Raw genomic sequence first — 25,908 nt, forward strand, 5'->3', positions numbered from 1 at the left:
GGGCACCGCTGTGATGTGGCTCACACATCGCCCGATCTATTGACTGGTCCAATGACTCATTGGTTGGGTCATTGCGCATGTCGAGCCCGCTCGCGGCACATGCCCGGATCAGGGGTGATCTGGAGCGCGCCATCCGCGCCGGTCAGTACCCGGCAGGGAGCACGATCCCGACCGAGCGGGTGCTCGCCGAGCAGTACGGCGTCAGCCGCGCGACGGTGCAGCGCGCCGTCACGGACATGGCACGCGCGGGACTCGTCGTCCGACGCCGGAGGGCCGGGACCGTCGTCGCCCCGGGCGGCGCGGGCGCCAATCTGCTGCACTTCACGAACCTGGCCGCCGAGGGGCCGGAGGTCCACGGCGGGCACCGGGTGGTTCGCGCCGAGGTCGTCCCACGCGAAGACATCGCCGAGGAGCTGCCCGGGGTCGCGCCGAACGCCGCGGTCGTGGTGATGGAGCGAATCAAGGAGGACGAGCACGGAACTGCGAGCGCCGTGGAGCGGTCCTACATCCCCTTCGAGGTCGCGCCCCGTGTGCTCCGGGAGGACCTCGGCACGCTGACGACCCTCGCCTACTTCCGCCGCGCCGGGATCGCGGTCGCACGCTCGCGGCTGTACGTCACCCCGACCATCGCCGGCGCCGAGGACGCCGCGAGCCTGGCGATCGAGCCCGGGCGCCCGCTCTTCCACCTCCGGCGCGAGACCTATCTCGCCAACGGCCGCATCGCGGAGGTCCTGAGCTGCGCGCTCTCGCCCGACAGCTTCCGGCTCTTCGTGGAGCAGACGCTCGACCCGACCCCCACCGAGGAGACCACATGAGCCGCAGCACCCCCACCGTCGCCGTCGTCGGTACCGGAGCCGTGGGTGCCATGGCTCTCTGGCATCTCGCCGAGCGCGGCATCCGCGCTACGGGTTTCGACGCCTTCGCACCGGGCCACGACCGGGGCGGGTACGGAGGCCAGTCGCGGATCTTCCGGATGGCCTACCGGGAGGGGGCGGAGTACGTCCCGCTCCTGCAGCGCTCCCTGGAGCTGTGGCGCACCCTCGAGCGCGAGACGGGCACCGCGCTCCTGACCACGACGGGGGGCCTGACGATCGCGCCGACGGGGCATCCCGACCTGGAGATGGTGCGCCGGTGCGCGGCCGAGTTCGACCTGCCGCACGAAGACCTCGGCCCGGCCGACGCCGCCGACCGGTTCCCGCACCTGCCCGTCGAGGACGGCGAGGAGGCCCTCCTCGACCACACCGCGGGCGTGCTCCGCCCCGAGCGCGCGGTCATCGCAGCCGCAGGACGCGCACGGTCGCTCGGCGCGCAGATGCACCGCTACTGCCCGGTGAGCCGCATCGAGCCGAGCGCCGGTGGTGTCCGGCTCACGACACCGCGGGGCCAGGAGACCTTCGACCGCGTGATCCTCGCTCCGGGACCGTGGGCACGGGAGGTGGAGGGGCTCGCGGACCTGCCGCTCGAGATCCACCAGATCACCACGATGTGGTACCAGCCACGCCACCCCGAGCGGTTCCTGCCCGACCGCTCACCGATCGTGATCCGCTCCGGACCGATCGCCTACTCCACCTTCCCCGCGGTCGACGGCGAGACGGTCAAGGTCAGCCTGCACAGCCTGCCCCGACCGCACGTGCCGAGTGCCGATCACGTCAGCCGCAACGCCAGCCCGGAGCTCCTGGCCGGCCTGCACGAGGCGGTGACGCGCTTCCTGCCCGATCTCCACCCGGACCCGATCCGCACGGGCGCCTACGCCGACTGTTTCACCACCGACGGCCATGCGATCGTCGGCGAGCTCCCGTCACTGCCCGGCGTCACCGTCCTGACCGGCTTCTCCGGTCACGGCTTCAAGATGTCCCCCGTCCTCGGCGAGATCGCCGCCGACCTCGCGCTCACCGGCGCCACCGTGCATGACGTCACGCACCTCACCCCCGCCCGATTCCTCCCCTGACCTCGGGAGTTCGCCATGAGCTCGAGCAACATCGTCCCCCTCCTGATCGCCAGCACCCTCGTCCTCGCCGCGGGCGCGGGCGTCGCCATCTACACCGGTCGGCGCACGAATGCGGCGGGCGACTGGCTCGTGGCCGGCCGTTCCCTTCCGCTGTACGTCATCGTGTTCACCCAGTTCGCCACCGCGGTCGGCGGCGGTGTGCTCGTCGCGCACGTCGGTCTCGCGTACAGCTTCGGCTGGGCGTACTTCTTCTACCCCGGGTTCGTGCTGCTCGGGTTCCTCCTGCTCAGCCTGATCGCCACCTGGTTGCGGCGGCAGGAGTTCTCCACGATCCCGGAGATCCTCGGACGTCTCTACGCCAGACACCCGGTCATCACGGTGCTCGCCGCACTGGCGTCGATCGTCGTGCCCTTCGGCTGGCTCGCCACGCAGTTCGTGGCGTTCGCCTCGCTGTTCTCGACGATCACCGGGGTCTCCACGCACTGGCTGACGCTCATCATGTGCGCCGTGACGCTGGTCTTCGTCCTGCCCGGCGGCCTGCGATCCGTCGCCTGGAGCGACTTCCTGCTCGGTGTGGTCATGCTGGTCCTGTCCCTCACCGTCGCCGCGTACGTGCTCAACATGGCGGGAGGATGGAGCGGCATCACCTCCTCCGTGCCGGACGCGGTCACGTCGCTGCCGTCGGGCCTCGGGACCGCCGGCACCACGACCGTGCTGCTCTGGTTGTTCGCGATCATCCCGGGCACCCTCACCAACCAGCTGTACTTCCAGCGCATCTTCTCCATCCGCGACATCGGGCAGGCGCGCAAGAGCCTCGTGATCAGCGGCCTGCTCGTGCTCGTGTCGGGCGTGTACGCGTTCGTCATCGGCCTCTCGGCCCGGGCGCTGAACCCGGAGTTCGTCAGCGGCGACCCCGAGGCCGCCCCCGGCTGGCTGCTGACCCAGCTGCCCACACTCCTGCTGGCTGTCTACGCGGCCTTCCTGGTCGCCACGATCGTCTCGACGACCGGCAGTGCCCTGCAATCGGTGACGACGAACGTGGTGAAGGACCTCTGCGTGAACGTGCTCGGCAGGAGCGAGGGCCCAGGACTGGTGCGCGTCTCACGGGTCGTCTCGGTCGTGGCGGCGATCCTCGCCGCGGCGCTGGCGATCGCCTACCCGACGGCGCTCACGTGGCTGGTCGCCACCTATGCGTACTCCGCATCGATCCTGGCCGCGCCCATCTTCATCGGGTACTGGCTGCACCGGCGCCGTGGCCGGCTCGAGGCCACGACGGCGGTCGCGGGCATGCTCGGCGGGCTCGTCGGGTGCACCGCCGCCCACATCGCGGGCACCACGGTGCCGTACGCCGTGTTCGGCATCGTCTCCAGCGTCATCGTCATGCTCGTGGCGCATCTCCTCAACCCCGGTCGTCGCAGCGAGCCCCAGGGCAGCGGAGTGTCCACCACCACCGCAGGAGGGAACTGATCGTGCACGTCGTCGTCATCGGGGCAGGGGTCGTCGGCACCTCGGTCGCCGCCGAGCTCGCGGAACGCGGCACCCGGGTCACCGTCCTCGAGCGTGACCTGCCGGGAGGAGGCACGTCGGCGACGTCGTACGCGTGGGTCAACGCGAACGGCAAGGAGCCCGAGCCGTACTTCCGGCTCAACCATGCCGGCGTTCGCGCGCACCACGAGCTCGGCGGCAGCGGCACCGAGTGGTTCGCCCCGCGGGGTCATCTCGAGGTCGCGGCGGACGAGGCCCACGAGCACCACCTGGCGCGCCGCGTCGCGAGCCTGCGGGAGCGCGGCTATCCCACCGAGGAGGTCCCGCTGCGTCGGGTGCAGGAGCTCGTGCCGGACCTCGTCCTCCCGGACGATGCGCGTCTGGCGGTCCTCTTCCCCGAGGAGGCGCACGTCTTCCCGCTGCCGTACCTGGGCATGATGCTCGGGCGGGCACGCCGCGCGGGCGCCGAGATCCGGACCGGTGCCGAGGTCACGGCTCTCGAGCCAGCCGGCACGGGTGGCCGGGTCCGCACCGCGGACGGTTCCACGATCGCCGCCGACGCCGTCGTCCTCGCCACCGGCCGGTGGACCGGGGAGGTGGCGCAGTCCGCGGGCACCACGGTCCCGCTGATCGACTACGGGGCGCCCGGGGACATCACCGTCGGCTTCCTGGCCGTGACGAATCCGCTGCCGACCTCCGTCGACCGTCTGCTCACCACGCCCTGGCTCAACGTGCGGCCCGCCGGTGGCGGACGCCTGCTCCTCCAGGCGCTCGACCTCGACAAGGAGGCAGCCCCGGACTCCGTCCCGGCGCCCACCTCACCGCTCGCGCAGGAGTTCCTCCGGCGCCTTCGCACGGCGCTTCTGGGCACCGAGGGCGCACGGATCGAGCAGCTCGTCGTCGGCCGACGCGTCATGCCGGCGGACGGGTTGACGATCGCGGGCACGACCCCCGAGCAGCCCTGGCTGTACGCCGTCGCGACACACAGCGGCGTGACGTTGGCCCCGTTCCTCGGCAAAGCGGTGGCCGGCGAGGTGCTCGGCGAGGAGGAGCCGCGGCTCGCACCGTTCCGGCCGGGCCGGTTCGCGGCCGGGATGACCGGCCCCGGGCCACGCAGCCCTCGTAGGCCGGGCGAGCAGTAGCCGCAGCCGCCGCACCGACCGCCCGTGGACGACGTCACCCGGCGAGCGACTGCAGCAGCCGGCGGGTCTCGTCGTCGGCGGGGAAGAACGACTCGATCGCGATCTCCTCGAGCGTCACGTCTCGCGGTGCACCGAAGACGGAGAGCACGTAGGACAGGCGCAGCTCCCCGTACGGGGTGGCCAGCACCAGCGGAACGACCACACCGTCCGAGTCGGCCGGCCCGGCCGCCTCGCCCGCTCCGTCCGGCGCCGGGTACGACTCGAGCTCCGCGAGCAGCTCGGCGAGACCCTCGGCAGCCGTTCGCTCCAGCTGACGGCGGACGCGGCGGAGCACATGGGCCCGCCACTGTCCGTAGTTCCGCAGCTGGGGGGCGAGCCCGTCCGGGTGCAGGGTCGCCCGGAGTATGTTCAGGCGCGGCTGCCGCAGCCGGTCGGGCACGGCGCCGAGGAACCGGGACATCGACTCGTTCGCGGCGAGCAGCTCCCAGCGCACGTTGACCGCGACCGCCGGATAGGGCTCGTGACCTGCGAGCACGGCGTCGATGGCGGCACGCGCGGCATCGAGATCCTCGAGCGGGCGCTCCTGGTGGACGGGTGCGAACCCGGCGGCGAGGTGGAGGACGTTGCGCTCCCGCAACGGGACCTCGAGCTCGTCGCAGAGTCGTTCGATCATCTGCCGGCTCGGCGCGGACCGGCCGGTCTCGACGAAGCTGAGGTGCCGCGTGGAGACGTCGGCGGCGATCGAGACGTCGAGCTGTGAACGGTGCCGCCGCTCGCGCCACTGCCGCAACAACGTCCCGACCGACTCCTGAGCCACCGTCATGCCCGTCAGCGTGCCCGTGGGCGTGCGGCACGGCAATGACCTCCGACGTCATCGACACGGTGCACGGACCGGGCGGATCGTCGAGGCAGCGCCGAGAGCCGGCGCCCCGCATCGACGAAGGAGCACCCGTCATGAGCACCACCACGACCCCGACCACGGCCCAGGAGTACGTCCGGTTCTGGAATCTCCCGCCGCAGGAGCAGCGCAGCCTCGGCCGCTCGCTCTTCACCCCGGACGTCCTGCGCACCACGCCCGTCGGCGTCGGCACGGGCGTGGAGGACATGGTCGACTTCAGCACGCAGTTCGCGACCCACGTCGGCGACTACGAGTTCCGGAGCCGGGCCGAGCCCGACGCGCACCACGACCGCGTCCGCGTCCCCTGGGAGCTCCTCGCGGGCGGCGGATCGTTCGCCGAGGGCACCGACGTGCTCACCCTGGACGACGCCGGCCGCATCACCACGATCGTCGGCTTCCTGGACCGTGCGCCCGAAGGGTTCGACCACCACGCCCACGAGGAGGGCTGACGACTCCGGGCCTGTGACCGGCCACCGCCCGGCCCGAGCGGCGTCGCCACGGCCCGTCCACGGGCGGGTCGTGGCGACCTGGGTCGTGCGCCGATCACGTAGCACCTACGTTGGATCCATGGCCAACCACCTGGCCGGCGCCACCTCGCCCTACCTGCTCCAGCACGCGGACAACCCCGTGCACTGGCAGGAGTGGGGTGAGGACGCCTTCGCCGAGGCCCGCCGGCGGGACGTGCCGGTCCTGCTCTCGGTCGGGTACGCCGCGTGCCACTGGTGTCACGTGATGGCGCACGAGTCCTTCGAGGACCAGCAGGTGGCGGCCGCCATGAACGAGGGCTTCGTCCCGGTCAAGGTCGACCGCGAGGAACGGCCCGACGTCGACGCCGTCTACATGGCCGCCACGACCGCCATGACCGGTCAGGGCGGGTGGCCGATGACGTGCTTCCTCACGCCCGACGGCGAACCGTTCTTCTGCGGCACCTACTACCCGAAGCCGCACTTCCTGCAGGTCCTCGCCGCGGTCCGGGACGCCTGGCGCGACCGCCGCACCGAGGTGCTCCGCTCGAGCGCGTCGATCACCGGCGCCCTGGCCCGGATGTCCGTCTCCGGCCCGGCCGACGCGCTCGATACGGACGCACTCGCCGATGCCGTCGCCACGCTGGGGCGGGAGTTCGACCCCGTGAACGGCGGCTTCGGGACCGCCCCGAAGTTCCCGCCGTCGATGGTCCTGGAGTTCCTGCTGCGCCATCACGCGCGGACCGGCGACGCGGACGCCCTGCGCATGGCGGAGGAGACCTGCACGGCGATGGCCCGGGGCGGCATGTACGACCAGCTCGCCGGCGGGTTCGCACGGTACTCGGTGGACGCCGAATGGGTGGTGCCGCACTTCGAGAAGATGCTGTACGACAACGCCCAGCTGCTCCGGGCCTACCTGCACCTGCACCGCGCCACCGGCTCCGACCTCGCCGAACGCGTGGCCCGCGAGACCGCGGACTTCCTCCTGGCGGACCTGGGCACCCCCGAGGGCGGCTTCGCCTCCGCGCTCGATGCGGACGCCGAGGTCGACGGGCGCGGCGTGGAGGGCCACACCTACGTGTGGACTCCCGACCAGCTCGCCGACATCCTCGGACCGGACGACGGTGCACGGGCGGCCGAGGTCCTGTCCGTCACCCCGGCGGGCACGTTCGAGCACGGCGCCTCCACGTTGCAGCGGCGCGCGGACCCGGACCCGCGGTGGTGGTCCGACGTGCGGGCACGCCTGCTCGCCGCCCGCGCCGAACGCCCTCAGCCGGCCCGTGACGACAAGGTGGTCACCGCGTGGAACGGCCTGGCGATCAGCGCCCTTGCCGAGGCCGGGGCGCTGCTGGAGGAGCCCCGGTACCTCGACGCCGCCGTCGCCTGCGCGGACCTCCTGCTGAGCACGCACCTGGTCGACGGCCGGCTGCGTCGTGCCTCCCGTGGTGGCGTCGTGGGCTCGGCGGCGGGCGTCGCCGCCGACCACGGCGACCTCGCCGACGGGCTGCTGACGCTGCACCAGGCGACCGGCGACGCCCGGTGGCTGGAGGCCGCCGGCCGACTGCTCGACGTCGCGCTCGAACGCTTCGGAGACGGTGCCGGCGGGTTCTTCGACGTCGCCGACGACGCCGAGCGCCTCGTCACCCGCCCCAAGGACCCGACCGACAACGTCGAACCGTCCGGGCAGTCCGCGCTCGCCGGTGCGCTGCTGACCTACGCGGCACTCACCGGCTCGGCGCGGCACCGAGAGGCGGCCGAGGCCGCGGTCGCCGCGGCGGGCCGGCTCGCCCGGCAGGCGCCGCGCTTCGCCGGCTGGACGCTCGCGACGGCCGAGGCGCTGTTCGCCGGCCCGCTCCAGGTCGCCGTCGTCGGCTCGGGCGACAGCGCAGCCGACCTGGTGCGGACCGTCCGCCGTGCGACGTCGCCGGGTCTGGTGCTGACTGCCGGCGAGCCGGACGCGCCGGGCATCCCGCTGCTCGCCCACCGCCCCCTGGTCGAGGGGCACGCGGCCGCTTACGTGTGCCGAGGCTTCGTCTGCGACCGTCCGGTGACCACCACCGGTCAGCTCGAGCAGGCACTCCGAGCGACGGTGGCGCCATGACCCGTGGCACCCGCGAGGTCCTCGAGTCCCACCTCGCGCACCGCGAGGACGGCGACCTTGAGGGCGACCTCACCGAGAACTACCACCCCGACGTCGTGCTGCTGTCCTGGGGCGAGGGCACCGACCGCGGGCACGACGGGGTCCGGCACCGCGCCGAGGTGCTCTCCTCCTACCTCGGCCACGGCGCGTTCCGCTACGAGGAGCTGCTGGTCGAGGGCGAGATCGGCATGCTCCGCTGGAGCGGCGAGGCCGACGAGGTCCGGGTCCGCCACGGCGTCGACAGCTTCGTGGTGCGGGACGGGCGCATCGTCGCGCAGACGATCTACTACGTCGCCGGAGACCGGCCCGGCGGCGACGAGCACGCGTAGCAGACCACGCGCCGGCGCCCAGCAGCCGGTCACCCGCGGCACATTGCCGGGCCAAACCGCGGTCGCGTGCGCCGCCGGACGAGTACCGTCCACGCTTGCAGGGGTCGTCAGGAGGTGACGGCCGTGGATGCGTCGGTGCCGGTCATGCTGGTCGCGACCATCGACCCGGAATCTCGCGGCATCCTCGGCGACGCGCTCCGCAGCCGGTACGGCGCCGAGTACGAGGTCCTGGTCCACGCCGACCATGCCGGCGCGAGCGCCGCCCTGGAGGCACTCCGGGACCAGGGGCGGCCGGTCGCCGTCGTCGTCGCGTGCTACGGCCCGGAGGACCGGGAGGGACTGGCCTTCCTGCGTCGCGCCTACGCCGCCCAGCCCGCAGCCAAGCGGGTCGTCGCGGTCACCTGGGGCGACTTCGCCAGCGCGCCGACCGTGTTCGACGCCGTCGCCCACGGCCACGCCGAGCTCTTCGTGGTCCGACCGGAGGGTCCTCGGGACGAGGAGTTCCACGGCGCGATCACCGACGCCCTCGACGACTGGCACCTGGCGCAGGGGACGGGTTTCGAGGCGGTCCGGGTGATCGGGGAGCAGCGCGACGGACGGACGCACGCCCTGCGCGACACGTTCGGCCGGAACCACATCCCCGTCGGGTTCCACCCCGCCGGCGAGGACGCCGCCCGCCGCATGCTGGAGAGCCTGCACCTGCGCGAGCCCCAGCTCCCGGTGGTGGTGCTGCAGTTCACCTCGCCGCCGACTGTCCTGGAGAACCCGACCAACCTGCAGATCGCGGACGCGTTCGGGCTCACCCGCCCGCAACCCGCCGGCAAGGTCTTCGACGTCGTGATCGTGGGCGCCGGGCCCTCCGGCCTGGCGGCGGCCGTGTACGCCTCCTCCGAGGGCCTCTCCACGCTCGTGGTCGAGCAGCAGGCCGTCGGTGGCCAGGCGGGCACCAGCTCACTGATCCGCAACTACCCGGGCTTCTCCCGCGGCGTCAGCGGCGCCCACCTGGCCTACCGGTCCTTCCACCAGGCGTGGACGTTCGGGACCGAGTTCCTCTTCATGCGGCGGGTCACGGCGCTGGGCACCGACGGCGACCTGCGCACCGTGTCGCTGTCCGACGGCAGCGTGGTGCGCGGCCGGACGGTCATCGTCGCCACCGGTGTCGACTACCGGCGGCTCGGCGTGCCTCAGCTGGAGGAGCTGGTCGGCCGGGGCGTCTTCTACGGCGCGGCGGTCTCCGAGGCGCCGTCGATGGCCGGGCAGTGCGCCTGCGTCGTCGGGGGCGGCAACTCCGCCGGCCAGGCCGCGTTGCACATCGCCAAGTACGCGGACCGCGTGTCGCTGCTCGTGCGCGGACCGTCGCTGGCGGCGAGCATGTCGGCGTACCTCGTCGCCCAGCTCGAGGCGACGTCGAACGTCAGCATCCGCTACTCCACCGAGGTCGTGGACGGGCGCAGCGTCGACGGCTGTCTCCGGTCCGTCGTCGTCGCGCCAACCGGCGGTGCCGACAGCGAGCACACCGAGGAGATCGAGGCCACCGGGCTGTTCGTGCTCATCGGCTCGGCACCGCGGACGTCGTGGCTGCCGGCGGAGGTGCGGCGCGACGATGCCGGATTCCTGCTGACCGGCGGCCCCCGGGACCGCGAAGACGGCGACGACGACGACCCGACCGCCGGGCCGGCCAGGTCGGGCATGTCCCTCGAGACGAGTCTGCCGGGCGTCTTCGCGATCGGCGACGTGCGCGCCGGGTCGATCAAACGGGTCGCGACCGCGGTCGGTGACGGCGCCGCGGTCATCTCCATGGTCCACGGCTACCTCGCCGCGCACGCACACGCCGGACTGGTCGAGCATGGTCACCACGACCGGTGACGCGTCCCTGACCCCGTCGATGCGGCGGCTGCTGTACGTCGCCGCGGTGCTGGTGTTCCTCGCCGGTCTGCAGCTGTTCGTGTTCCCGCTCCGGACGGCGGACTGGTTCGCGTGGACGATCGACCCGCCGATGACCGCCGTGTTCCTCGGGGCGGCGTACTGGTCCAGCGCGGTGCTCGAGGTGGCGGGGGCACGATCGGCCCGCTGGTCCCGTGCCCGCCTGTCCGTCTGGACGGTGTTCGTCTTCACCACGCTCACCCTCGCCGTGACGCTGCTGCACCTCGACCGGTTCCACCTGTCGGCGGAGCATCCGCTCGGCGCGCGAGTCGTGACGTGGTGCTGGCTGGCGATCTACGTCGTCGTGCCGATGGCGATGCTCGTGATCGCCCGGCTCCAGACCCGGCCGCGGCGTGCGCCGCGGACGTCCGAGGCGGCGGCGCGCGCCTTGCCGGTGGGGCTGCGGCTGCTGCTGGTGGCGCTCGCCGTCGTGCTCCTGCTCGCCGGGGTCGCGCTGCTGGCGGTGCCGGCGCGGGCGGCGGAGCTGTGGCCGTGGGCGCTCACCGAGCTCACCGGCAGGGCGGTCGGGGCGTGGCTGGTCGGGCTGGGGTGGGCGGGCGCGCACGCCCTGCTCGGCGGCGACGGCCGCACCGTGCGGCCGCTGGGACTGACGGCGCTCGCCTTCGTCCTGCTGCAGGCGGTCGCGCTGCTGCGGCACGGGGGCGACCTGACGTGGGCCGGACCGGCGTTCGGCTACCTGGTGGTGCTGCTCACGATCGGGTTCGCCGGCCTGTGGATGCTCGCGCTGGACCGGGCCAAACGGCCTCGACCGGCCGGGCGGGAGCCGCAAGACTGACCGGATGGACCTCCTGAGCCTGCTGTCGGCGCCGGTGGCGGTCGTCTCGACCCTGGTCACGGCCCTCCTGCTCGGTCTGGCGGCTCAGCGACTGCTCGGCATCCGCCTGGGCGCGGTGCGCCTGCTGGCCACCGGGTTGTTCGCCGCGACGGCGTTGCCGCTCATCGGGCTCGCCATGACCCGGATCCCCCGCGACGCCGAGGGGCTCGGTCCGGACGGCTGGGTGGAGACGTGGTTCGTGCTCCTCGCTGCGATGTGCACGTTGCTGGCGTCCATGGCGTTCATCGTCGTCGTCGAGGCGTTCGCGCCGCTGGGCTCCATCCCACCCGCCACCGTGTGGGGCCGCGGCCTGCGCGGCCGCTGGATGCGGGCGCGGCGGACCTGGCAGGTCGTCGGCATCGCCGTGCGCCACGGTTTGGGCCCGTACCTGCGGCGACGCTCGGCAGGTGCCCTGGACGCGCCGTCGTCCCGCGCGCAGCTCGGGCGTGCGCTCCGGGAGACGCTGAACGCGTGCGGTGCCACGTTCGTGAAGATGGGCCAGGTCCTCTCCACCCGCGCGGACCAGCTGCCGCCGGAGATCGCCGCGGAGCTCGCCGTGCTGCGGGACGCGGCGGAGCCGGTTCCGTGGCCCGAGATCGAGCAGGTCCTGCTCGACGAGCTCGGCGTCCCGGTCGGCGAGGTGTTCGCCGAGGTCGACCCGGTCCCGTTGGCCGCCGCCTCGATCGGCCAGGTCCACGCGGCGCGCCTGCGCTCTGGCGAGGAGGTCGTCGTGAAGATCCAGCGTCCCGGGATCCGGCCGGTGGTCGAACGGGACCTGGACATCGCGCTGCGCCTCGGCGAGCGCCTGGAGCGGACGACGGCGTGGGGCCGCAGCCTGCGTACGCGCGCCCTGGCGGAGGGCCTGGGGGCCGCGATCCGGGAGGAGCTGGACTACCGGATCGAGGCCGACAACATCCGCACGATCACGGCCGCGCGACCGGCCGGGTCCGTGGTGCGGGCGCCGCGGGCCTACGACGAGCTGTCGACCGAGCGGGTCCTGGTCATGGAACGCCTCCGGGGTCGCCCGATCTCGGACGCGGAGCCGCTGATCGAGCAGCTCGGTCTGGACCGGGAGGAGCTCGCCCACGCCGTCCTGGACGCCCTGCTGCGGCAGGTGCTGGTGGAGGGCGTCTTCCACGCCGATCCGCACGCCGGCAACATCTTCGTCCTCGAGGACGGCGGCATCGGGCTGCTCGACCTCGGCTCGGTGGGCAGGCTGGACTCGCAGCTGCGGGAGGCCCTGGAACGTCTGCTGCTGGGCTTCGACCGCGGCGACCCGCTCGCCGTGACCGACGCGCTGCTCGAGCTGGCGCCGGCGTCGGACCGGATCGACGAGGAGCGGCTCGAGCGGGAGATCGGCCGGGTCATCGCCCGGTACGGCGGCGGCGCCGGTGCGCGGGGCGCCCAGATGTTCGGCCAGCTGTTCGCCGTCGTCTCGCGGTACGGCCTGGAGGTGCCGCCTGAGATCGCCGCGGTCTTCCGCAGCATGGCGACGGCGGAGGGCACGTTGCGGCAGCTCGCGCCGGGGTTCGACCTGGTCGGCCAGGCGAAGGACCTCGCCACGGGGTACCTCTCGGACCGGGTCACGCCCGCCGAGCTGCGGCGCGGCGCGTCCGAGGAATTGGTGGCGCTCCTGCCGATCCTGCGCCGCCTGCCGCGCCGCATCGAACGCATCGCGGGCGCCGCGGAGCACGGGCGTCTCGGCGTCAACGCCCGGATCTTCGCGGACGAGCGCGACCGTGCGTGGATCACCCGGCTGCTGCACGACGTCCTCGTCACCGCACTCGCCGGAGTCATCGGGCTCATGGCCGCCGTCCTGCTGTGGTCCGACGGCGGCCCGGTGGTGCGCGACACCGTCCACCTGCACTCCCTCATCGGGTACAACCTGCTGGTGATCAGCGCGATCCTGGCGCTCCGGGTGCTCGTGCAGGTCTTCCGGCGCCGGCCGGTGCCGGAGTCGCCGTGACCCCCTACCCCACCGCAGTCAGGTCCGCACTGACGCGCACAACACCTGGGCCGTACTCGGCGTCGAGCTCGTCCTGGAGCGTGCCGTCGTCGTGCACGACGTGCAGGTCGAGCACGTTCTCGGGACTCAGGACCGAACTGTCGAGGTAGCCCGGCATGTCGCTCACCGCGTCCTCGATGTCGCGGAGCTCGGCCTCGGTCCGCTCCGCCGTGGAGACGCACAGGGCGCCTCCCCACACCTCGCGCAGGCGCTCCTCGGCGACGGCCGGGGCACCGGTGACCGCGACGTTGAAGACGAGCTGCGTCGGGTCGTTCAGCAGCCTGGCATGCTCCTCCTCGCCCAGGTCCTGCCGCTCGAACGCCGGGTTCGTCGAGACGTCCGTCCACGAGCCCGCGTAGCCCTCCAGGCCGCGCGCGACCCATCCGACCTGCTGGAGGGTCTCCTCGGTGGTCAGGGCCGGGTCCTGTACCTGCCAGCCGCCTGCGGGTTCCGGGCACGGCGTCGAGAAGTCCCGCGAGTGATCCGGATACTCGCCGTCCCACTCGTCCTGCGGGGTCACCTCCCGCACGGTGAGGCTCGAACCGTCGTACGTGCCGACCACGACGAACAAGCCCTGCCGCACCCCGCCGACCTCGGCGAAGTCGCCGTCGTGATCGGCCCAGTCCCAGCCCACCAGGCGCGGCCCGCTGCACCCGGCCGGAACGGACATGGTGATCGGGCCGACACACAGCTCGGCGCCGTCCCCTCCGTCGCTGACGAGCGCCGGGGTGGTCGTGGTGACGAGACCGGTCCCGCCGTCGCGGTCAGGCCGGTCCGTCCCCGCCGTCGCGGCGGCACCGCATCCGGCCAGCGTCAACGCTCCGATCGTGCCGGCCAGAACCGCGACGGTGCGCCTCATGCTCGGACAACGCACACCCCACGAAGGCGGTTCCATCAGGCCAGACCCGAGCGGTCTCGAGGCCACCGGTTGCCGAGCCGCCGGTTCACCCGCACAGTGGCGGGACCGGAGGGAGGGCTATGAACCAGCACGGCCGGAGGACCCGCAAGGCGGAGTCGCCGACGGACATCAAGGGTTCGTCGTGGGGCTACACCGCCCGGAAGGCGGTCAGCGAGTTCCTCGACGACGACTGCACGGACCTCGCCGCGGCGCTCACGTACTACTCGGTCCTGTCGATCTTTCCGGCGCTCATCGCGCTCGTGTCGCTGCTGAGCCTCGTGGGGCAGGGCGGGACCACCGACACGCTCCTGTCGATGGCCCGGGACCTCGTGCCCGCCACGGCGATGGGCACGCTCGAGCCGGTCATCGAGTCCCTGACCACGGCACCCGCGCCCGGAATCGGCCTGGTCATCGGTCTGCTCGTCGCGTTGTGGACCGCCTCCAACTACGTGGCGGCGTTCTCCCGGGCGATGAACCGGATCTACGAGATGCCCGAGGGCCGCCCCTTCTGGAAGCTCCGTCCGGCGATGTACCTGCTGACCCTGGCGATGCTGCTGCTCGTGGCGGTCGCCGCGGTCATCCTCGTGGTCTCCGGCCCGGTCGCCGAGTCGATCGGTGGCCTCATCGGGCTCAGCGGCGTCACCGTGACCATCTGGAACATCGCGAAGTGGCCGGTGCTGCTGCTCGTCGTCATCATCGCCGTCGGGCTGCTCTACTGGGCGACGCCGAACGTCCGGCAACCGTCGTTCCGGTGGGTCTCACCGGGCGCGGTCATCGCCATCGTCGTGGCCCTCGTCGCCTCGGTGGCGCTGGGGTTCTACGTCGGCAACTTCGGCAGCTACGACCAGACCTACGGGTCGCTGGCCGGCGTCATCATCGCGCTGCTGTGGATCTGGGTGATGAACCTCGCGCTGCTGTTCGGAGCGGAGTTCGACGCCGAGCTGGAACGCGCCCGCGAGCTGCAGGCCGGCATCCCCGCCGAGGAGACCATCCAGCTGCCGGCCCGGGACACGAAGGCGAGCGAGAAGAAGGCCGAGAAGGTCGCCGAGGACGTGGCCCGGGGCCGTGCTCTGCGCGAGTCCCGCGGCCAGACCCACGACCCGGACGAGGTCTGACCCGGCTCACAGGTCGTCCGGGTCGACCACCACGATCCGGTCGACCGGCCGCACCGGCTCGCCCCACGCGTTCTCGGACGTGAGCAGCCACAACCGGCCGGCGGCGTCCACCTCGACGGCCCGCAGCCGCCCGTACTCGCCCTGCAGCAGCCGCTGCGGCTCCCCGGCCTCGGCGCCGTCCAGCGGCACCCGCCACAGCGACTCGCCGCGCAGTGCCGCGACGTACACCTCGTCCTCCGTGACCGCGATGCCGCTCGGCGAGGCGACCGCCGGCTCCCAGACGCGCAGCGGGTCGGTGAAGCCGTCGCCCTCGCCCGCCCCGAAGACCCCCTCCACCTGCGGCCAGCCGTAGTTCGCGCCCGGCTCGATGCGGTTGAGCTCGTCCCAGCGGTTCTGGCCGAGCTCGCTGGCGAGCAGCGTGCCCGCGGCCGGGCCGGACGGCACCCACCCGATCCCCTGGACGTTGCGGTGCCCCAGGCTCCACACCGGCGAGCCCGCGGTCGGGTTGCCGGGAGCCGGGTCGCCGTCCCGCTCGATCCGCAGGATCTTGCCGCCGAGCGAGTCCGGGTCCTGGGCGCGGTCGCGCTCGTCGGCGTCTCCCGTGGTGACGTAGAGGTACCCGTCGGGGCCGAACGCGAGCCGGCCGCCGTTGTGGCGCAGCTCGCTGCTCGGGATCCCCTCGAGGACGACGCCGTCGGGCACCAGCGTCTCGCTGTCGAGCCGCATCCGCAGCACCCGGTTGTCCTGGGCGGTCGTCGCGTACACGAAGACGGCCGAGGGATCCTCCGGGTCGATTGCGATCCCCAGCAGGCCCCCTTCGCCGCCGTGCTGCACGCCCGGCACCGTCCCGACGTCGGTGACCCCACCGTCGGGCGCCACCCGTAGCACGCGGGCGGTGTCGCGCTCGGTGACGAGGGCGTCGCCGTCCGGCAGGAACGCCAGGCCCCACGGCGAGGTGAGCTCCTCGGCGAGGACGCCCGGCTCGGCGAGCGTCGGGGACACCGAGGGCTCGGGCGAGGACGTTCGCTCGGGCTCCGAGGCCGGCTCGGCGTCCGGTTCCGTCGACTCGGCGGTGGACGGCGGGCCGGAGGTCGGCGAGGAGGTTTCCTCCGCCGGCCCGTCGGGGCCGCACGCGACCAGCAGGCCGAGCGTCACCGCGGCCGCAGCGTGGAGCACCGGGCGGCGCGTGACCATGCCTCAGGATCTCACCCGGAGCCAGCGGTAGCCGTGGCCCGCCACCGGGAGCCGGTCCCCGTCCGCCGCCAGCTCGCGGCTGACCTCGTCGGCGAGCACCTCCTCACCCGGCAGTGCGGCGGACAGCTCGGCCACGGCCGGTTCCGCGGACAGGTTCGCGAGCAGGACGACGCCCGGACCGCCGTCGGCCCCGTGGTGCAGCGCGAGCACCGACGAGGCGCCCACGTCCAGCGGCCGGCAGGTCCGGCCAGTCGTCTCCGGAAGGCTGCGCCGGGCCTGCACCATCGCCCGGATGCGGTGCAGCAGCGAGGCCGGGTCGCGCTCCTGGTCGGCCACGTTCCGGCGGCGGTAGTCGAAGATGCCGGCGGTGACCAGCGGCGCCGCAAGGCCGTCGACAGACTCGGAGAACCCGGCGTTGCGGCCACCGGTCCACTGCATCGGCGTGCGCACCGCGGTGCGTTCGGGCCGGCTCAGGTCCTCGCCCTGGCCGACCTCGTCGCCGTAGCGCAGCACGGGCACACCGGGCAGGCTCAGCATCACGGCGTGCGCGAGCGCCTCCCACCGGTCGTCGCCGCCGAGCATCGGCGAGAGGCGCCGCCGGATGCCGCGACCGTAGAGCTGCATCTCCGGCTCGGGGGCGAAGGCGGCGAAGACCTCCGCACGCTCGGCGTCCGTGAGCCGTTCCAGGTCCAGCTCGTCGTGGTTGCGGAGCCAGTTCGCGTACCGCGCACCCGGCGGCGGGTCGGGCTGATGCTCCAGCGCGTCGACGATCGGTCCGGCCTCGCCGCGTGCGAGTGCCAGGAAGACATGGTTGTTGATCCAGAAGTTCAGGATGAGGTTGAGCCGGTGGTTGCCCCCGAAGTAGCCGACGTACTCCTCCGGCTGCTCGTCGACCTCACCCATGAGCACGATCTCGGGGTGGCGGGACTCGACGTGGTCGCGGAGCTCGTCGAGCCACCACAGACCGTGGTCGGTCGGGTCCGCGGCGCGGGTGCGCTCGATGATCGAGGGCACGGCGTCGACGCGGAACCCGTCCACGCCGTGGTCCAGCCACAGGTCGGCGACCTCGGCGATCTCCTCCCGGACCACGTCGCGGCTCAGGTCGAGGTCGGGCTCGTGGGAGTAGAAGAGGTGCCGGTAGTACCGGCCGGCGGCCTGGTCCCACGCCCAGACGCTGTCCTCGACGCCGGGGAAGATGGGCTCGACGTCGGTCTCCTCCGGGTGGTCGGCCCACACGTAGTAGTCGCGGTAGGGCGAGCCGGGGTCGCGGCGTGCCTGTCGGAACCAGCGGTGCTGGTCGGACGTGTGCTGGACGACGAGCTCGGTCATCACGTGCAGCCCCAGCTCGTGGGCGCGTGCGACGAGCCGGTCGAGGTCCTCCATCGTCCCGAAGAGCGGGTCGACCGTGCGGTGGTCGCTGACGTCGTAGCCGCCGTCGCGGTAGGGCGTTCCGTAGAACGGCAGGATCCACACGCACGTGGCGCCGAGGTCGCGGACGTGCTCCAGGCGTGCGGTCAGGCCGCGCAGGTCCCCGTGGCCGTCGCCGTCCGAGTCGGCGAAGAGGTTCGGGTCGACCTGGTAGATCACGGCGTCGGCGAACCACGGACGCTCGGCCGTCTGCGTGCGGGAGGTCGAGGTCGAGGTCATGGGCCCAGGCCACCACGGAACGGCGGGCGCGGCATCCCGACGCGTGCGGCCACGGTCACCGGCCCGCTCGACGTGCGGGATGCCCGGATGCGCCGCACAGTTGTGCCGAGGGGCCGTCCTACCGGATGCGGCTGCCGGACCAGGGCGCGGGTGTGGGGGTGGTGGTCGAGTGAGTCGCACCCTTGCGGTCCGCCTCGAGGACGAGGCCGACGTGCTGCTCACCGGCCCCGCGCTACGGGCGCTCGCCGCCACCACCGACATCCTCGACGTGCTCGTCTCCCCGGCCGGGCTGCCGGCCGCGGAGCTGCTCCCCGCGGTCAACGAGAAGCTCACGTTCGACCCTCCGTGGCGCGGTGCCGCCCCACCTCAGGTCGACCGGGTCGCGACCGACCTCCTCATCGGCGCGCTGGCCTGCCGCGGCTATGACCGGTGCGTGATCTTCACGTCCCCTGGCCACAGCCCGCTCCCCCTGGCGCTGCTGGCCCGGATCGCGGGTATCGGCCACCTCGTCGCCACGACGACGGACGAGCCCGGCACCCTCCTCGACGTCCGCCACGAGCGCCCGCCCGAGCTGCACGAGGCCGAGGTCGCCCTCGACCTCGCCTACACCGCCGGCGGGCGCCTCCCCACGGGCGACGACGGCCGCCTCGCGGTGCGCGGACCGCTGCCCGACGTCTCCCGCCGCGTCCCGGACGGTCCCTACGTCGTGCTCCACCCCGGAGCCTCCGCGCCGTCCCGGGCGCTGACCCCGGAGCACGCGGCCGCCGTCGTCGCCGCACTGCAGGAAGGCGGCCGCACCGTCGTCGTCACCGGGCGCGAGCACGAGGCGTCGCTGACCGCGGCCGCCGCGGGCGGCGAGGCGATCGACCTCACCGGGCGCACCAGCTTCGCCCAGCTCGCCGCGGTGCTGGCGCACGCCGAGTGCGTCGTCACCGGCAGCTCGGCGCCGGCACACCTCGCGGCTGCGGTGGACACCCCGGTCGTGTGCCTCGCCTCCCCCGTGGTGCCCGCTGCGCGGTGGGCACCCTTCGGCGTGGAGACCGTGCTCCTCGGTGACTGGCAGGGCCCGGCACCGGAGCATCCGCGCCTGTCCGGCGTCGCGCCGGAGAAGGTCGCCGAGGCGGTCGCCTCACTGGTGGCCGGCCGGGCCGGTGCGTGAGGTGCCCACACACCAGATGCGGGTCGGTGGTACCGGTGCGACCGTTGGGACATGAGCCAGAACTCCGGCAGCACGCCGTCCGAGAAGCCGTACGACCCGTCGCAGGACCCGGACGCCGACCCAGAACAGCTCGAGGCCTCCGAGGCCGAGCAGCAGCCCGATCAGGCCGAGGGCGAGGACACCCCCGCCGAGACCGGGAACGAGCGGTAGCGCCGTGCGCGCCGTGACCTGGCAGGGCCGGGAGAACGTCCGGGTCGAGGACGCCGCCGACCCCGAGATCGTCGAGCCGACGGACGCCGTCGTCCGCATCACCTCGACCGCCATCTGCGGGTCCGACCTGCACCTCTACGGCATCCTCGGCCCGTTCCTCGAACCGGGCGACATCCTCGGGCACGAGCCCATGGGCATCGTCGAGGAGGTCGGCTCCGAGGTCACCCACATCAAGCCCGGCGACCGCGTGGTGATCCCGTTCAACATCGCCTGCGGGTCCTGCTGGATGTGCGAGCAGGGCCTGCAGACCCAGTGCGAGACCACCCAGGTGCGGGACTACCACAAGGGCGCGGCGCTCTTCGGCTACACGAAGCTCTACGGGCAGGTGCCCGGCGGGCAGGCCGAGTACCTCCGGGTCCCGATGGCCCACTACGGGCCGGTCCGCGTCCCGGACGACGGGGAGCCCGACGAGCGATACCTCTACCTCTCCGACGTCGTGCCCACCGCCTGGCAGGCCGTCGAGTATGCGAACGTGCCCCCGGGTGGCTCCGTCGTCGTCCTCGGGCTGGGCCCCATCGGCCAGATCTCCGCCCGGATCGCCCGGCACCGCGGCTCCCGGATCGTCATCGGCGTCGACCTCGTGCCCGAACGACTGGCGATGGCGCGCCGCCACGGCATCGACACCCTCGACCTGCACGACGCCGACGACCTTCCGGGGGCCGTACGGGGCATGACCGGCGGACGGGGCCCGGACTCGGTGATCGACGCCGTCGGCATGGAGGCCCACGGCTCACCCCTGGCACACGGCATCCAGGCAAGCACGAACTGGCTGCCGGACGCCCTGGCCCGGCCACTGTTCACCTCCGCCGGCGTGGACCGGCTGGCCGCGCTGCACATGGCCATCGACCTCGTCCGCCGCGGCGGCACCGTGTCGCTGTCCGGCGTCTACGGCGGCATGGTCGACCCGATGCCGATGATGGAGCTGTTCGACAAGCAGGTGAATCTCCGCATGGGGCAGGCCAACGTCCGCCGCTGGACCGACGACGTCCTGCCGCTCGTGGCCGCCCCGGAGGACCCGCTCGGCGTGCTCGACCTCGCGACGCACCGGATGTCCCTCGAGGACGCCCCGGAGGCGTACCGGATGTTCCAGAAGAAGGACGACGGCGCCGTCAAGGTCGTCCTCGACCCCACCCTTCCCGCCGGGCACACCGCGCGCACGACGGCGGACGCAACGCGAGGAGCACGACCGTGAGGGTCGTCGTGGTCGGGGCCAGCGGCAACATCGGCACCGCGATCCTGCAGGCCCTGACCGACGCGCCGGAGATCGACTCCGTCGTCGGGGTCGCCCGGCGCCTGCCCGTCCGGGCGGCGGCGCCGTACGACGCAGCGGAGTGGGTGAGCCTCGACGTCGGGGCCGAGACCCGGGACGACGCGGCCGAGGAGGCACTCGTCGACGGGCTCGTGCGGGCGTTCGAGGGCGCGGACTGCGTCATCCACCTGGCGTGGCTCCTCCAGCCGAACCACGACCGAGAGCTGTTGCGGAGGACCAACGTGGACGGCACCGCACGGGTGGCGGCCGCGTGCGTGCGGGCCGGCGTGGGTCACCTGGTGTGCGCCTCCTCGTGGGCCGCCTACTCGCCCGTCGCGGACACGGCCGACCTCGCGCCGCGGGACGAGTCGTGGCCGACGGGCGGCGTGCCGTCCTCCCACTACTCCGTGGACAAGGCCGCGCAGGAGCGGGTCCTCGACGAGCTGGAGGCCGAGCACCCGGACCTCGTGGTGGCCCGGATGCGTACCGCGCTGGTCTTCACCGCGAGCGCCGGCGCCTCCATCGGCCGGTACTTCCTCGGCCCGTGGGTCCCGCGCGGGATCCTGCGGCCCGGCCTCCTGCCACTGCTGCCGGTCCCTGACGGCGTGCGTGCCCAGGTGGTCCACGCACAGGACGCCGCCGCGGCGTACCTCGCCGTGGTGCGGCACCGCGCGGGCGGCGGCTTCAACGTCACCACCGACGAGGTGCTGCTGGGCCGGGACCTCGCCCGCATCCTCGACCACGGCCGCACCCTCACCGTGCCCACCCGTGCGGTGCGTCCGCTGCTGCACTACGCGTGGCGGGCACGGGTCTCGGCGGCCGACGCGGGTTGGCTCGACATGGCCACCGCCCTGCCGGTGATGGACGCCGGCCGGATCCGGCGCGAGCTGGGGTGGGAGCCGCGGTTCGACGCCGCCACGGCGGTGCGTGAGCTGCTCGGCGGGATGGTCGAGCGACAGGGCGGCGCGTCCGTGCCGCTGCGGCCGCACGACACGGGGCACGAGGGAGCGCCGGGCCGACGTCCGGGATTGCAGGGCTCCGCCTCGCTCGGCCAGGGCGACGGCCCGGTCGACCGGGAGCTGCTGGGGATCTACCTCGATGACCACCTGACCGGGGCCACCGGTGGGGTGGAACGGATCGGGCGCATGGCGCGCTCCTACGCCGACACCTCGATCGGCCCTGAGCTCACGCTGCTCGCCGCGGAGATCGCCGCCGCGCGTGACCGGCTGCGTACCGTCATCGAGGAGCTGGGGCTGCCCACCAAGCCCCACCGGCAGGCGCTCGCGTGGGCCGCCGAGCGCGCCGGACGGCTGAAGCTGAACGGGCGCCTGCTCGGCGCGTCCCCCCTCACGGTGGTGCTCGAGCTGGAGCTGATGCGCTCCGCCGTCGCCGGGCAGCTCGCGCTGTGGCAGACGATGACGGAGCTCGCCGGGGAGCTGGGGCTGCCCCGCGAGGACCTTGCCGGCATGGCCGAGCGCAGCCGCGGCTTCCAGTCACGTCTCGAGGACCTGCATGCCCGGGTGCGGGGCGGCGCCCTGCGCACCTGACCGGCGACAGTCCTGCGGGCCGACCCGAGCCGACCGACCCGACCGACCCCGTCCGAGCCGACCGAGCCGACCGATCCCCGTCCGTCCCTGCGACCGACCGAAGGAGACCGCATGCCCGAGCCCGCTTCCCCCGCCTCCCCCGCAGAACCCCGCACGGTCGGCGTCGAGGAGGAGATGCTCCTCGTCGAGCGCGAGACCGGACGCGCGATGTCCCTCCAGGGTCAGGTCCTCGCCGAAGTCACGGAGCGCACCGCGCAGGCGGTCGAGGAGGGGGCGCCGGCCGGCGACGCGATCGGCGGTCTGCTCGAGGGGGAGCTCAACGAGGAGCAGATCGAGGTGGACTCCCAGCCGCACGCGGACCTGGAGACGCTCGGCGGCGAGCTGCTGGCGTGGCGCCGCCGCGCCGACCTTGCCGCCCGCCGGCTCGGGGCTCGGGTGGCCGCGATCGGCCTCTCGCCCGTGCCGGTGGACCCGCACACGGTCGACACCGAGCGGTACCGGCGGCTGAGCGAGCAGTACGGCATCACCGCGGACGAGCAGCTCACCTGCGGCTGCCACGTCCACGTGTCCGTGGCCGACAGGGCGGAGGCGGTCGCGGTCATCGACCGGATCCGCCCGTGGCTGCCGGTGCTGCTCGCCCTCAGCGCCAACTCACCGTTCTGGCAGGGGCGGGACAGCTCCTACGCCAGCTACCGCTCGCTCGTGCAGAACCGGTGGCCCTCTGCCGGACCCACCGAGGTCTTCGGGTCGGCCGAGACCTACGACCGGCTCGTGGCGGACATGGTGGGCACCGGCGTCATCCTCGATGCGGGCATGGTCTACTTCGACGCCCGCGCCTCGCACCGGTACCCGACGGTCGAGATCCGGGTGGCGGACGTGTGCCTCGACGTGCGCGACACGATCCTGCTCGCGGCACTGTGCCGGGCGCTGGTGGACCGGGCCGGGGCGGAGGCCGCCGCCGGTTCGGAGATCCCGGACGTCCCGGTCACGATGCTGCGCCTGGCGAGCTGGCAGGCGGCGCGAGCGGGGATGTCGGGCGACCTCGTGGACCCGCTGACGATGCGCCGGGCCGCTGCCTGGGACGTCGTCGAGCGGCTGGTGGACCACGTCCGGCCGGCCCTGCGGGCGAACGGCGACGACGGCCTCGTCCAGGAGGGGCTGGAGCGGATCCGGCTGCACGGGACCGGCGCGCACCGCCAGCGCGCGGTGCACGAACGCACCGGCACGCTGGAGGACGTGGTCGCGGACGCCGTGCGGCTCACCGCGGGCATGGCGGACTGAGCCCGGGCGCCTAGGAAGGCCGCGTGCCCAGCAGGGCGGCCATCGCCGCGCGGTAGTGCGGACACCTGATGAAGTCCTCGTGGTCGCACTCGAGCACGTGGGAGATCATCGTCAGGGCCCGCTCGGCCGCCGCGATCGTGCGGCGCAGCTCCCGCTGCTGGTCCCGGAGGACATCTCGCCGCTCCTGCGGATCGGTCGTGGTGAGCATCGCGGAGATCTGTTCGAGCCCCAGCCCGGCCTCCTTGGCTCGGAGGATCGTGGCGATCCGCTCGTACTCGACCGGACCGTAGCGGCGTTGGCCCGAACGGCGCGCCGGGTCCAGCAGGCCGACCGACTCCCAGTGCCGCAGGACGTGGGTGGCCAGCCCGAACCGGGCCGCCACCTCGCCGATCGAGACGGGCTCCGGACGGCTCGCCGCGGCGGCCTCGGACGGGGCGCTTGACTTCATGTCGACATTAAGGCCGAGCATCGGCAGCATGTCCACATCGATCCTCATGGTCGTTCGCGACGGCGGAGGCACCGCACCGGTCGAGCTGACCGTCGCGTCGAAGCTGCGGAACCACGGCCACCACGTCCGGCTCTTCGGTCCGCCCGAGGTATCCCGCTACGCCGCGGACCGCGGCTTCGACCTGGCCGTGCTCGATTGGCCACCGGGACTCACCGCGACCGGTCTCATGGCGCAGATGGTGGCCGCGGCCCCGTCGTGGGTGGAGCAGATCGGCCCCGCTCTGCCCGGGACCGACCTGGTGGTCGCGGACTGCGCGGCGTTCGGGGTGCTGGTTGCCGCCCGAGCCTGCGGTGTGAGGTCCGTCAGCCTGATGCCGACCGTCTACGTCGCCGATCTGCCGATGTTCGCCTCCAACGGCCCGGCGCTGGCAGCGGTCAACCGGCTGCGGACGTCGGCAGGGCTGCGTGCGGTGGGTTCGCTGACCGACCAGCTGCTCGACGCCGACCGGCTGCTGGTGCTGACCTCGCGGGCGTTCGAGGACCCCGACGTCTCTCCGCCGGACCACGTACGGTACGTCGGCCCGCAGCTGCCGACCGGCCACGACGCCACGCCGGGCTCGGCCGACGGCCTGACGGCCGCGGTCGGCGACGACAGGTGGCCACCCGGTGACGCACCCCTGGTGCTGGTCAGCCTGAGCACCGGGGAGCAGGACCAGCACGGGACCCTCCAGCGGATCGTCGACGCGGTCTCCGCCATGCCGGTCCGCGTCCTGGTCACGACCGGCCCGGTCGAGCCCGGCGAGCTGCGCTGCCCCGCGAACGTCGTCGCGGTCCGTTTCGTGCCGCACGACCAGGTCCTCCCGTACGCCGACCTGGTCCTCACGCACGCCGGTCACGGCACGGTCATGGCCGCCGTCACTGCGGGTGTCCCGCTCATGTGCATCCCGATGGGCCGCGACCAGCCGGCGGTCGCCGCCCGGGTCACCCGGCACGGGCTCGGGGTCTCGGTCGACCCGGACGCCGACGTCGCCGCGCTCCGGCTGGCGGCCGAGCGGGTGCTCGGCGACCCGGCGTTCCGGCACGCGGCCGTCGAGATCTCCGGGGCCCTCGAACCCCCGGACCTCGTGGTGCAGGAGATCGGGGCGCTCCTGGGCGACGGGGCTCAGTGGAAGTACTGACCGCCGTTGACGTCGATGACCGCCCCGGTGACGAACCCGGCGCCGTCGGAGGCGAGCCAGCGGGCCGCGTCCGCGACGTCGGCCGGGTCGCCGGCCCGGCCCAGGGGGATGGCGCCGACGGCGCGCTGCCGGGCCTCCGGCGCGGTGAACGTCTCGTGGAACGGCGTGGCCCCGATGAACCCCGGCGCGAGGGCGTTGACCGTGATCTGCCGCGGACCGAGCTCGGCGGCGAGGCCGCGGGTGAAGCCGAACATCCCCGCCTTCGCGGTGGCGTACGCGAGCGCACCGGGCCCGCCGCCGGTGTGGCCGGCGAGCGAGGCGACGTTGATGATGCGGCCGTGGCTGCCGGTGGGCAGGTGCGGCGCCGCGTGGTGGGTGAAGAGGTACATGGTGTCGAGGTTGACCTCGAGGATGGCGCGCCACGTGGCCAGGTCGAGCGCGTCGAGCGTGGCCCGGCGGACCATGCTCCCGACGTTGTTGACCAGGATGTCGATCCCGCCGCACGTCTCGACCGTCCGGTCGACGGCGTCGCGCACCTCCGGCTCGGACGCCGCCTCGACGCGCAGGGCGAGCGGCTCGGCGCCGGAGACCTCGGCGATCCGTGCCAGCCACGACTCCTCGGGGGTATGGGTGCGGTAGGTGATCGCGACCCGCGCGCCCGCCTCGGCGAGGGCCTCCGCGATCGCGGCCCCGATGCCGACGCCGCCGCCGGTCACCAGGGCCGTCCGTCCGGTCAGTGCTGCGCTGCTCATCC

The 25,908-nt window shown here is 73.4% G+C and carries 23 protein-coding genes; 17 read left to right on the top strand and 6 right to left on the bottom strand.

The genetic code is table 11. The features are described 5' to 3' along the window. The first annotated feature begins 77 nt into the window (after window positions 1-77). Genes ACFQQL_RS01030 through ACFQQL_RS01045 form a run of 4 tightly spaced genes read left to right on the top strand, consistent with a single transcriptional unit; the run spans window position 78 to window position 4,575 of the window. Window positions 78-815 (top strand): GntR family transcriptional regulator, encoded by a 738-nt coding sequence (locus ACFQQL_RS01030; RefSeq protein WP_382390359.1) that lies wholly within the window; start codon window positions 78-80, stop codon window positions 813-815. Next, window positions 812-1,948: an N-methyl-L-tryptophan oxidase gene (solA, locus tag ACFQQL_RS01035; protein WP_382390361.1), complete on the top strand. Its 1,137-nt coding sequence runs from the start codon at window positions 812-814 to the stop codon at window positions 1,946-1,948. Before ACFQQL_RS01030 ends, solA begins: the two co-directional genes overlap by 4 nt. A 15-nt stretch (window positions 1,949-1,963) precedes the next feature. Then, window positions 1,964-3,415: a sodium:solute symporter family protein gene (locus ACFQQL_RS01040; RefSeq protein WP_382390363.1), complete on the top strand. Its 1,452-nt coding sequence runs from the start codon at window positions 1,964-1,966 to the stop codon at window positions 3,413-3,415. 2 nt (window positions 3,416-3,417) lie between these two features. Next, entirely contained in the window at window positions 3,418-4,575 is a 1,158-nt protein-coding gene (locus tag ACFQQL_RS01045; protein ID WP_382390365.1) for an NAD(P)/FAD-dependent oxidoreductase, read from the top strand. A gap of 34 nt (window positions 4,576-4,609) precedes the next feature. Here the strand turns inward: ACFQQL_RS01045 and ACFQQL_RS01050 are convergent, their stop codons facing one another. Beyond that, a complete protein-coding gene (locus ACFQQL_RS01050) occupies window positions 4,610-5,398 on the bottom strand; it encodes a helix-turn-helix domain-containing protein (RefSeq protein WP_382390367.1) in 789 nt (262 codons plus the stop codon). Window positions 5,399-5,529: 131 nt separating this feature from the next. Between ACFQQL_RS01050 and ACFQQL_RS01055 the strand changes: the two genes are divergently transcribed. The 6 genes from ACFQQL_RS01055 (at window position 5,530) to ACFQQL_RS01080 (ending at window position 13,130) form a co-directional block, all read left to right on the top strand. Then, entirely contained in the window at window positions 5,530-5,922 is a 393-nt protein-coding gene (locus tag ACFQQL_RS01055) for an isomerase (RefSeq protein WP_382390369.1), read from the top strand. Window positions 5,923-6,040: 118 nt separating this feature from the next. Next, the gene (locus tag ACFQQL_RS01060; RefSeq protein WP_382390371.1) at window positions 6,041-8,038 is read left to right on the top strand and encodes a thioredoxin domain-containing protein; all 1,998 of its coding nucleotides are present in this window, start codon (window positions 6,041-6,043) and stop codon (window positions 8,036-8,038) included. Next, the gene (locus ACFQQL_RS01065) at window positions 8,035-8,406 is read left to right on the top strand and encodes a nuclear transport factor 2 family protein (protein ID WP_382390373.1); all 372 of its coding nucleotides are present in this window, start codon (window positions 8,035-8,037) and stop codon (window positions 8,404-8,406) included. The genes ACFQQL_RS01060 and ACFQQL_RS01065 overlap by 4 nt, the downstream gene beginning before the upstream one ends. A gap of 123 nt (window positions 8,407-8,529) precedes the next feature. Next, window positions 8,530-10,272 carry an NAD(P)/FAD-dependent oxidoreductase gene (locus ACFQQL_RS01070; RefSeq protein WP_382390375.1) on the top strand — a complete coding sequence of 581 codons (1,743 nt, stop codon included), beginning with the start codon at window positions 8,530-8,532 and terminating at the stop codon, window positions 10,270-10,272. Continuing rightward, window positions 10,253-11,125 carry a hypothetical protein gene (locus ACFQQL_RS01075; RefSeq protein WP_382390377.1) on the top strand — a complete coding sequence of 291 codons (873 nt, stop codon included), beginning with the start codon at window positions 10,253-10,255 and terminating at the stop codon, window positions 11,123-11,125. Before ACFQQL_RS01070 ends, ACFQQL_RS01075 begins: the two co-directional genes overlap by 20 nt. A gap of 4 nt (window positions 11,126-11,129) precedes the next feature. Next, a complete protein-coding gene (locus ACFQQL_RS01080; protein ID WP_382390379.1) occupies window positions 11,130-13,130 on the top strand; it encodes an ABC1 kinase family protein in 2,001 nt (666 codons plus the stop codon). A gap of 4 nt (window positions 13,131-13,134) precedes the next feature. Here the strand turns inward: ACFQQL_RS01080 and ACFQQL_RS01085 are convergent, their stop codons facing one another. Beyond that, window positions 13,135-14,028, bottom strand: a complete 894-nt coding sequence (locus ACFQQL_RS01085) for a hypothetical protein (RefSeq protein WP_382390381.1) — start codon at window positions 14,026-14,028, stop codon at window positions 13,135-13,137. Window positions 14,029-14,147: 119 nt separating this feature from the next. Between ACFQQL_RS01085 and ACFQQL_RS01090 the strand changes: the two genes are divergently transcribed. Beyond that, entirely contained in the window at window positions 14,148-15,182 is a 1,035-nt protein-coding gene (locus ACFQQL_RS01090) for a YihY/virulence factor BrkB family protein (RefSeq protein WP_382390383.1), read from the top strand. A 6-nt stretch (window positions 15,183-15,188) separates the two neighbouring features. Here ACFQQL_RS01090 and ACFQQL_RS01095 read toward each other — a convergent pair whose 3' ends face one another. After that, window positions 15,189-16,376: a PQQ-dependent sugar dehydrogenase gene (locus ACFQQL_RS01095; RefSeq protein WP_382390385.1), complete on the bottom strand. Its 1,188-nt coding sequence runs from the start codon at window positions 16,374-16,376 to the stop codon at window positions 15,189-15,191. 3 nt (window positions 16,377-16,379) lie between these two features. Next, a complete protein-coding gene (locus ACFQQL_RS01100) occupies window positions 16,380-18,023 on the bottom strand; it encodes an alpha-amylase family protein (protein WP_382390387.1) in 1,644 nt (547 codons plus the stop codon). 169 nt (window positions 18,024-18,192) lie between these two features. Between ACFQQL_RS01100 and ACFQQL_RS01105 the strand changes: the two genes are divergently transcribed. The 5 genes from ACFQQL_RS01105 (at window position 18,193) to ACFQQL_RS01125 (ending at window position 23,529) form a co-directional block, all read left to right on the top strand. Beyond that, the gene (locus ACFQQL_RS01105; RefSeq protein ID WP_382390389.1) at window positions 18,193-19,182 is read left to right on the top strand and encodes a glycosyltransferase family 9 protein; all 990 of its coding nucleotides are present in this window, start codon (window positions 18,193-18,195) and stop codon (window positions 19,180-19,182) included. A 51-nt stretch (window positions 19,183-19,233) separates the two neighbouring features. Then, entirely contained in the window at window positions 19,234-19,392 is a 159-nt protein-coding gene (locus ACFQQL_RS01110; protein WP_382390391.1) for a hypothetical protein, read from the top strand. A gap of 4 nt (window positions 19,393-19,396) precedes the next feature. Further along, window positions 19,397-20,644 carry a zinc-dependent alcohol dehydrogenase gene (locus ACFQQL_RS01115; protein ID WP_382390393.1) on the top strand — a complete coding sequence of 416 codons (1,248 nt, stop codon included), beginning with the start codon at window positions 19,397-19,399 and terminating at the stop codon, window positions 20,642-20,644. Then, window positions 20,641-22,248: an NAD-dependent epimerase/dehydratase family protein gene (locus tag ACFQQL_RS01120; protein ID WP_382390395.1), complete on the top strand. Its 1,608-nt coding sequence runs from the start codon at window positions 20,641-20,643 to the stop codon at window positions 22,246-22,248. The genes ACFQQL_RS01115 and ACFQQL_RS01120 overlap by 4 nt, the downstream gene beginning before the upstream one ends. Window positions 22,249-22,359: 111 nt before the next feature. Further along, window positions 22,360-23,529, top strand: coding sequence for a carboxylate-amine ligase (locus tag ACFQQL_RS01125; RefSeq protein ID WP_382390397.1), 1,170 nt, complete (start codon window positions 22,360-22,362; stop codon window positions 23,527-23,529). 10 nt (window positions 23,530-23,539) lie between these two features. Here the strand turns inward: ACFQQL_RS01125 and ACFQQL_RS01130 are convergent, their stop codons facing one another. Further along, entirely contained in the window at window positions 23,540-24,007 is a 468-nt protein-coding gene (locus tag ACFQQL_RS01130) for a helix-turn-helix domain-containing protein (RefSeq protein WP_382393743.1), read from the bottom strand. On the opposite strand from ACFQQL_RS01130, the gene ACFQQL_RS01135 reads away from it, so the two are divergent. Then, the gene (locus ACFQQL_RS01135; RefSeq protein ID WP_382390399.1) at window positions 24,006-25,154 is read left to right on the top strand and encodes a glycosyltransferase; all 1,149 of its coding nucleotides are present in this window, start codon (window positions 24,006-24,008) and stop codon (window positions 25,152-25,154) included. The two genes, ACFQQL_RS01130 and ACFQQL_RS01135, sit on opposite strands and share 2 nt — an antisense overlap. Here the strand turns inward: ACFQQL_RS01135 and ACFQQL_RS01140 are convergent. After that, on the bottom strand, window positions 25,139-25,906 hold the full coding sequence (locus ACFQQL_RS01140) for an SDR family NAD(P)-dependent oxidoreductase (protein WP_382390401.1): 768 nt from the start codon (window positions 25,904-25,906) through the stop codon (window positions 25,139-25,141). The two genes, ACFQQL_RS01135 and ACFQQL_RS01140, sit on opposite strands and share 16 nt — an antisense overlap. Window positions 25,907-25,908 lie beyond the last annotated feature (2 nt).

Source organism: Georgenia alba, from assembly GCF_042665525.1.
Taxonomy (GTDB): Bacteria; Actinomycetota; Actinomycetes; order Actinomycetales; family Actinomycetaceae; genus Allobogoriella; species Allobogoriella alba.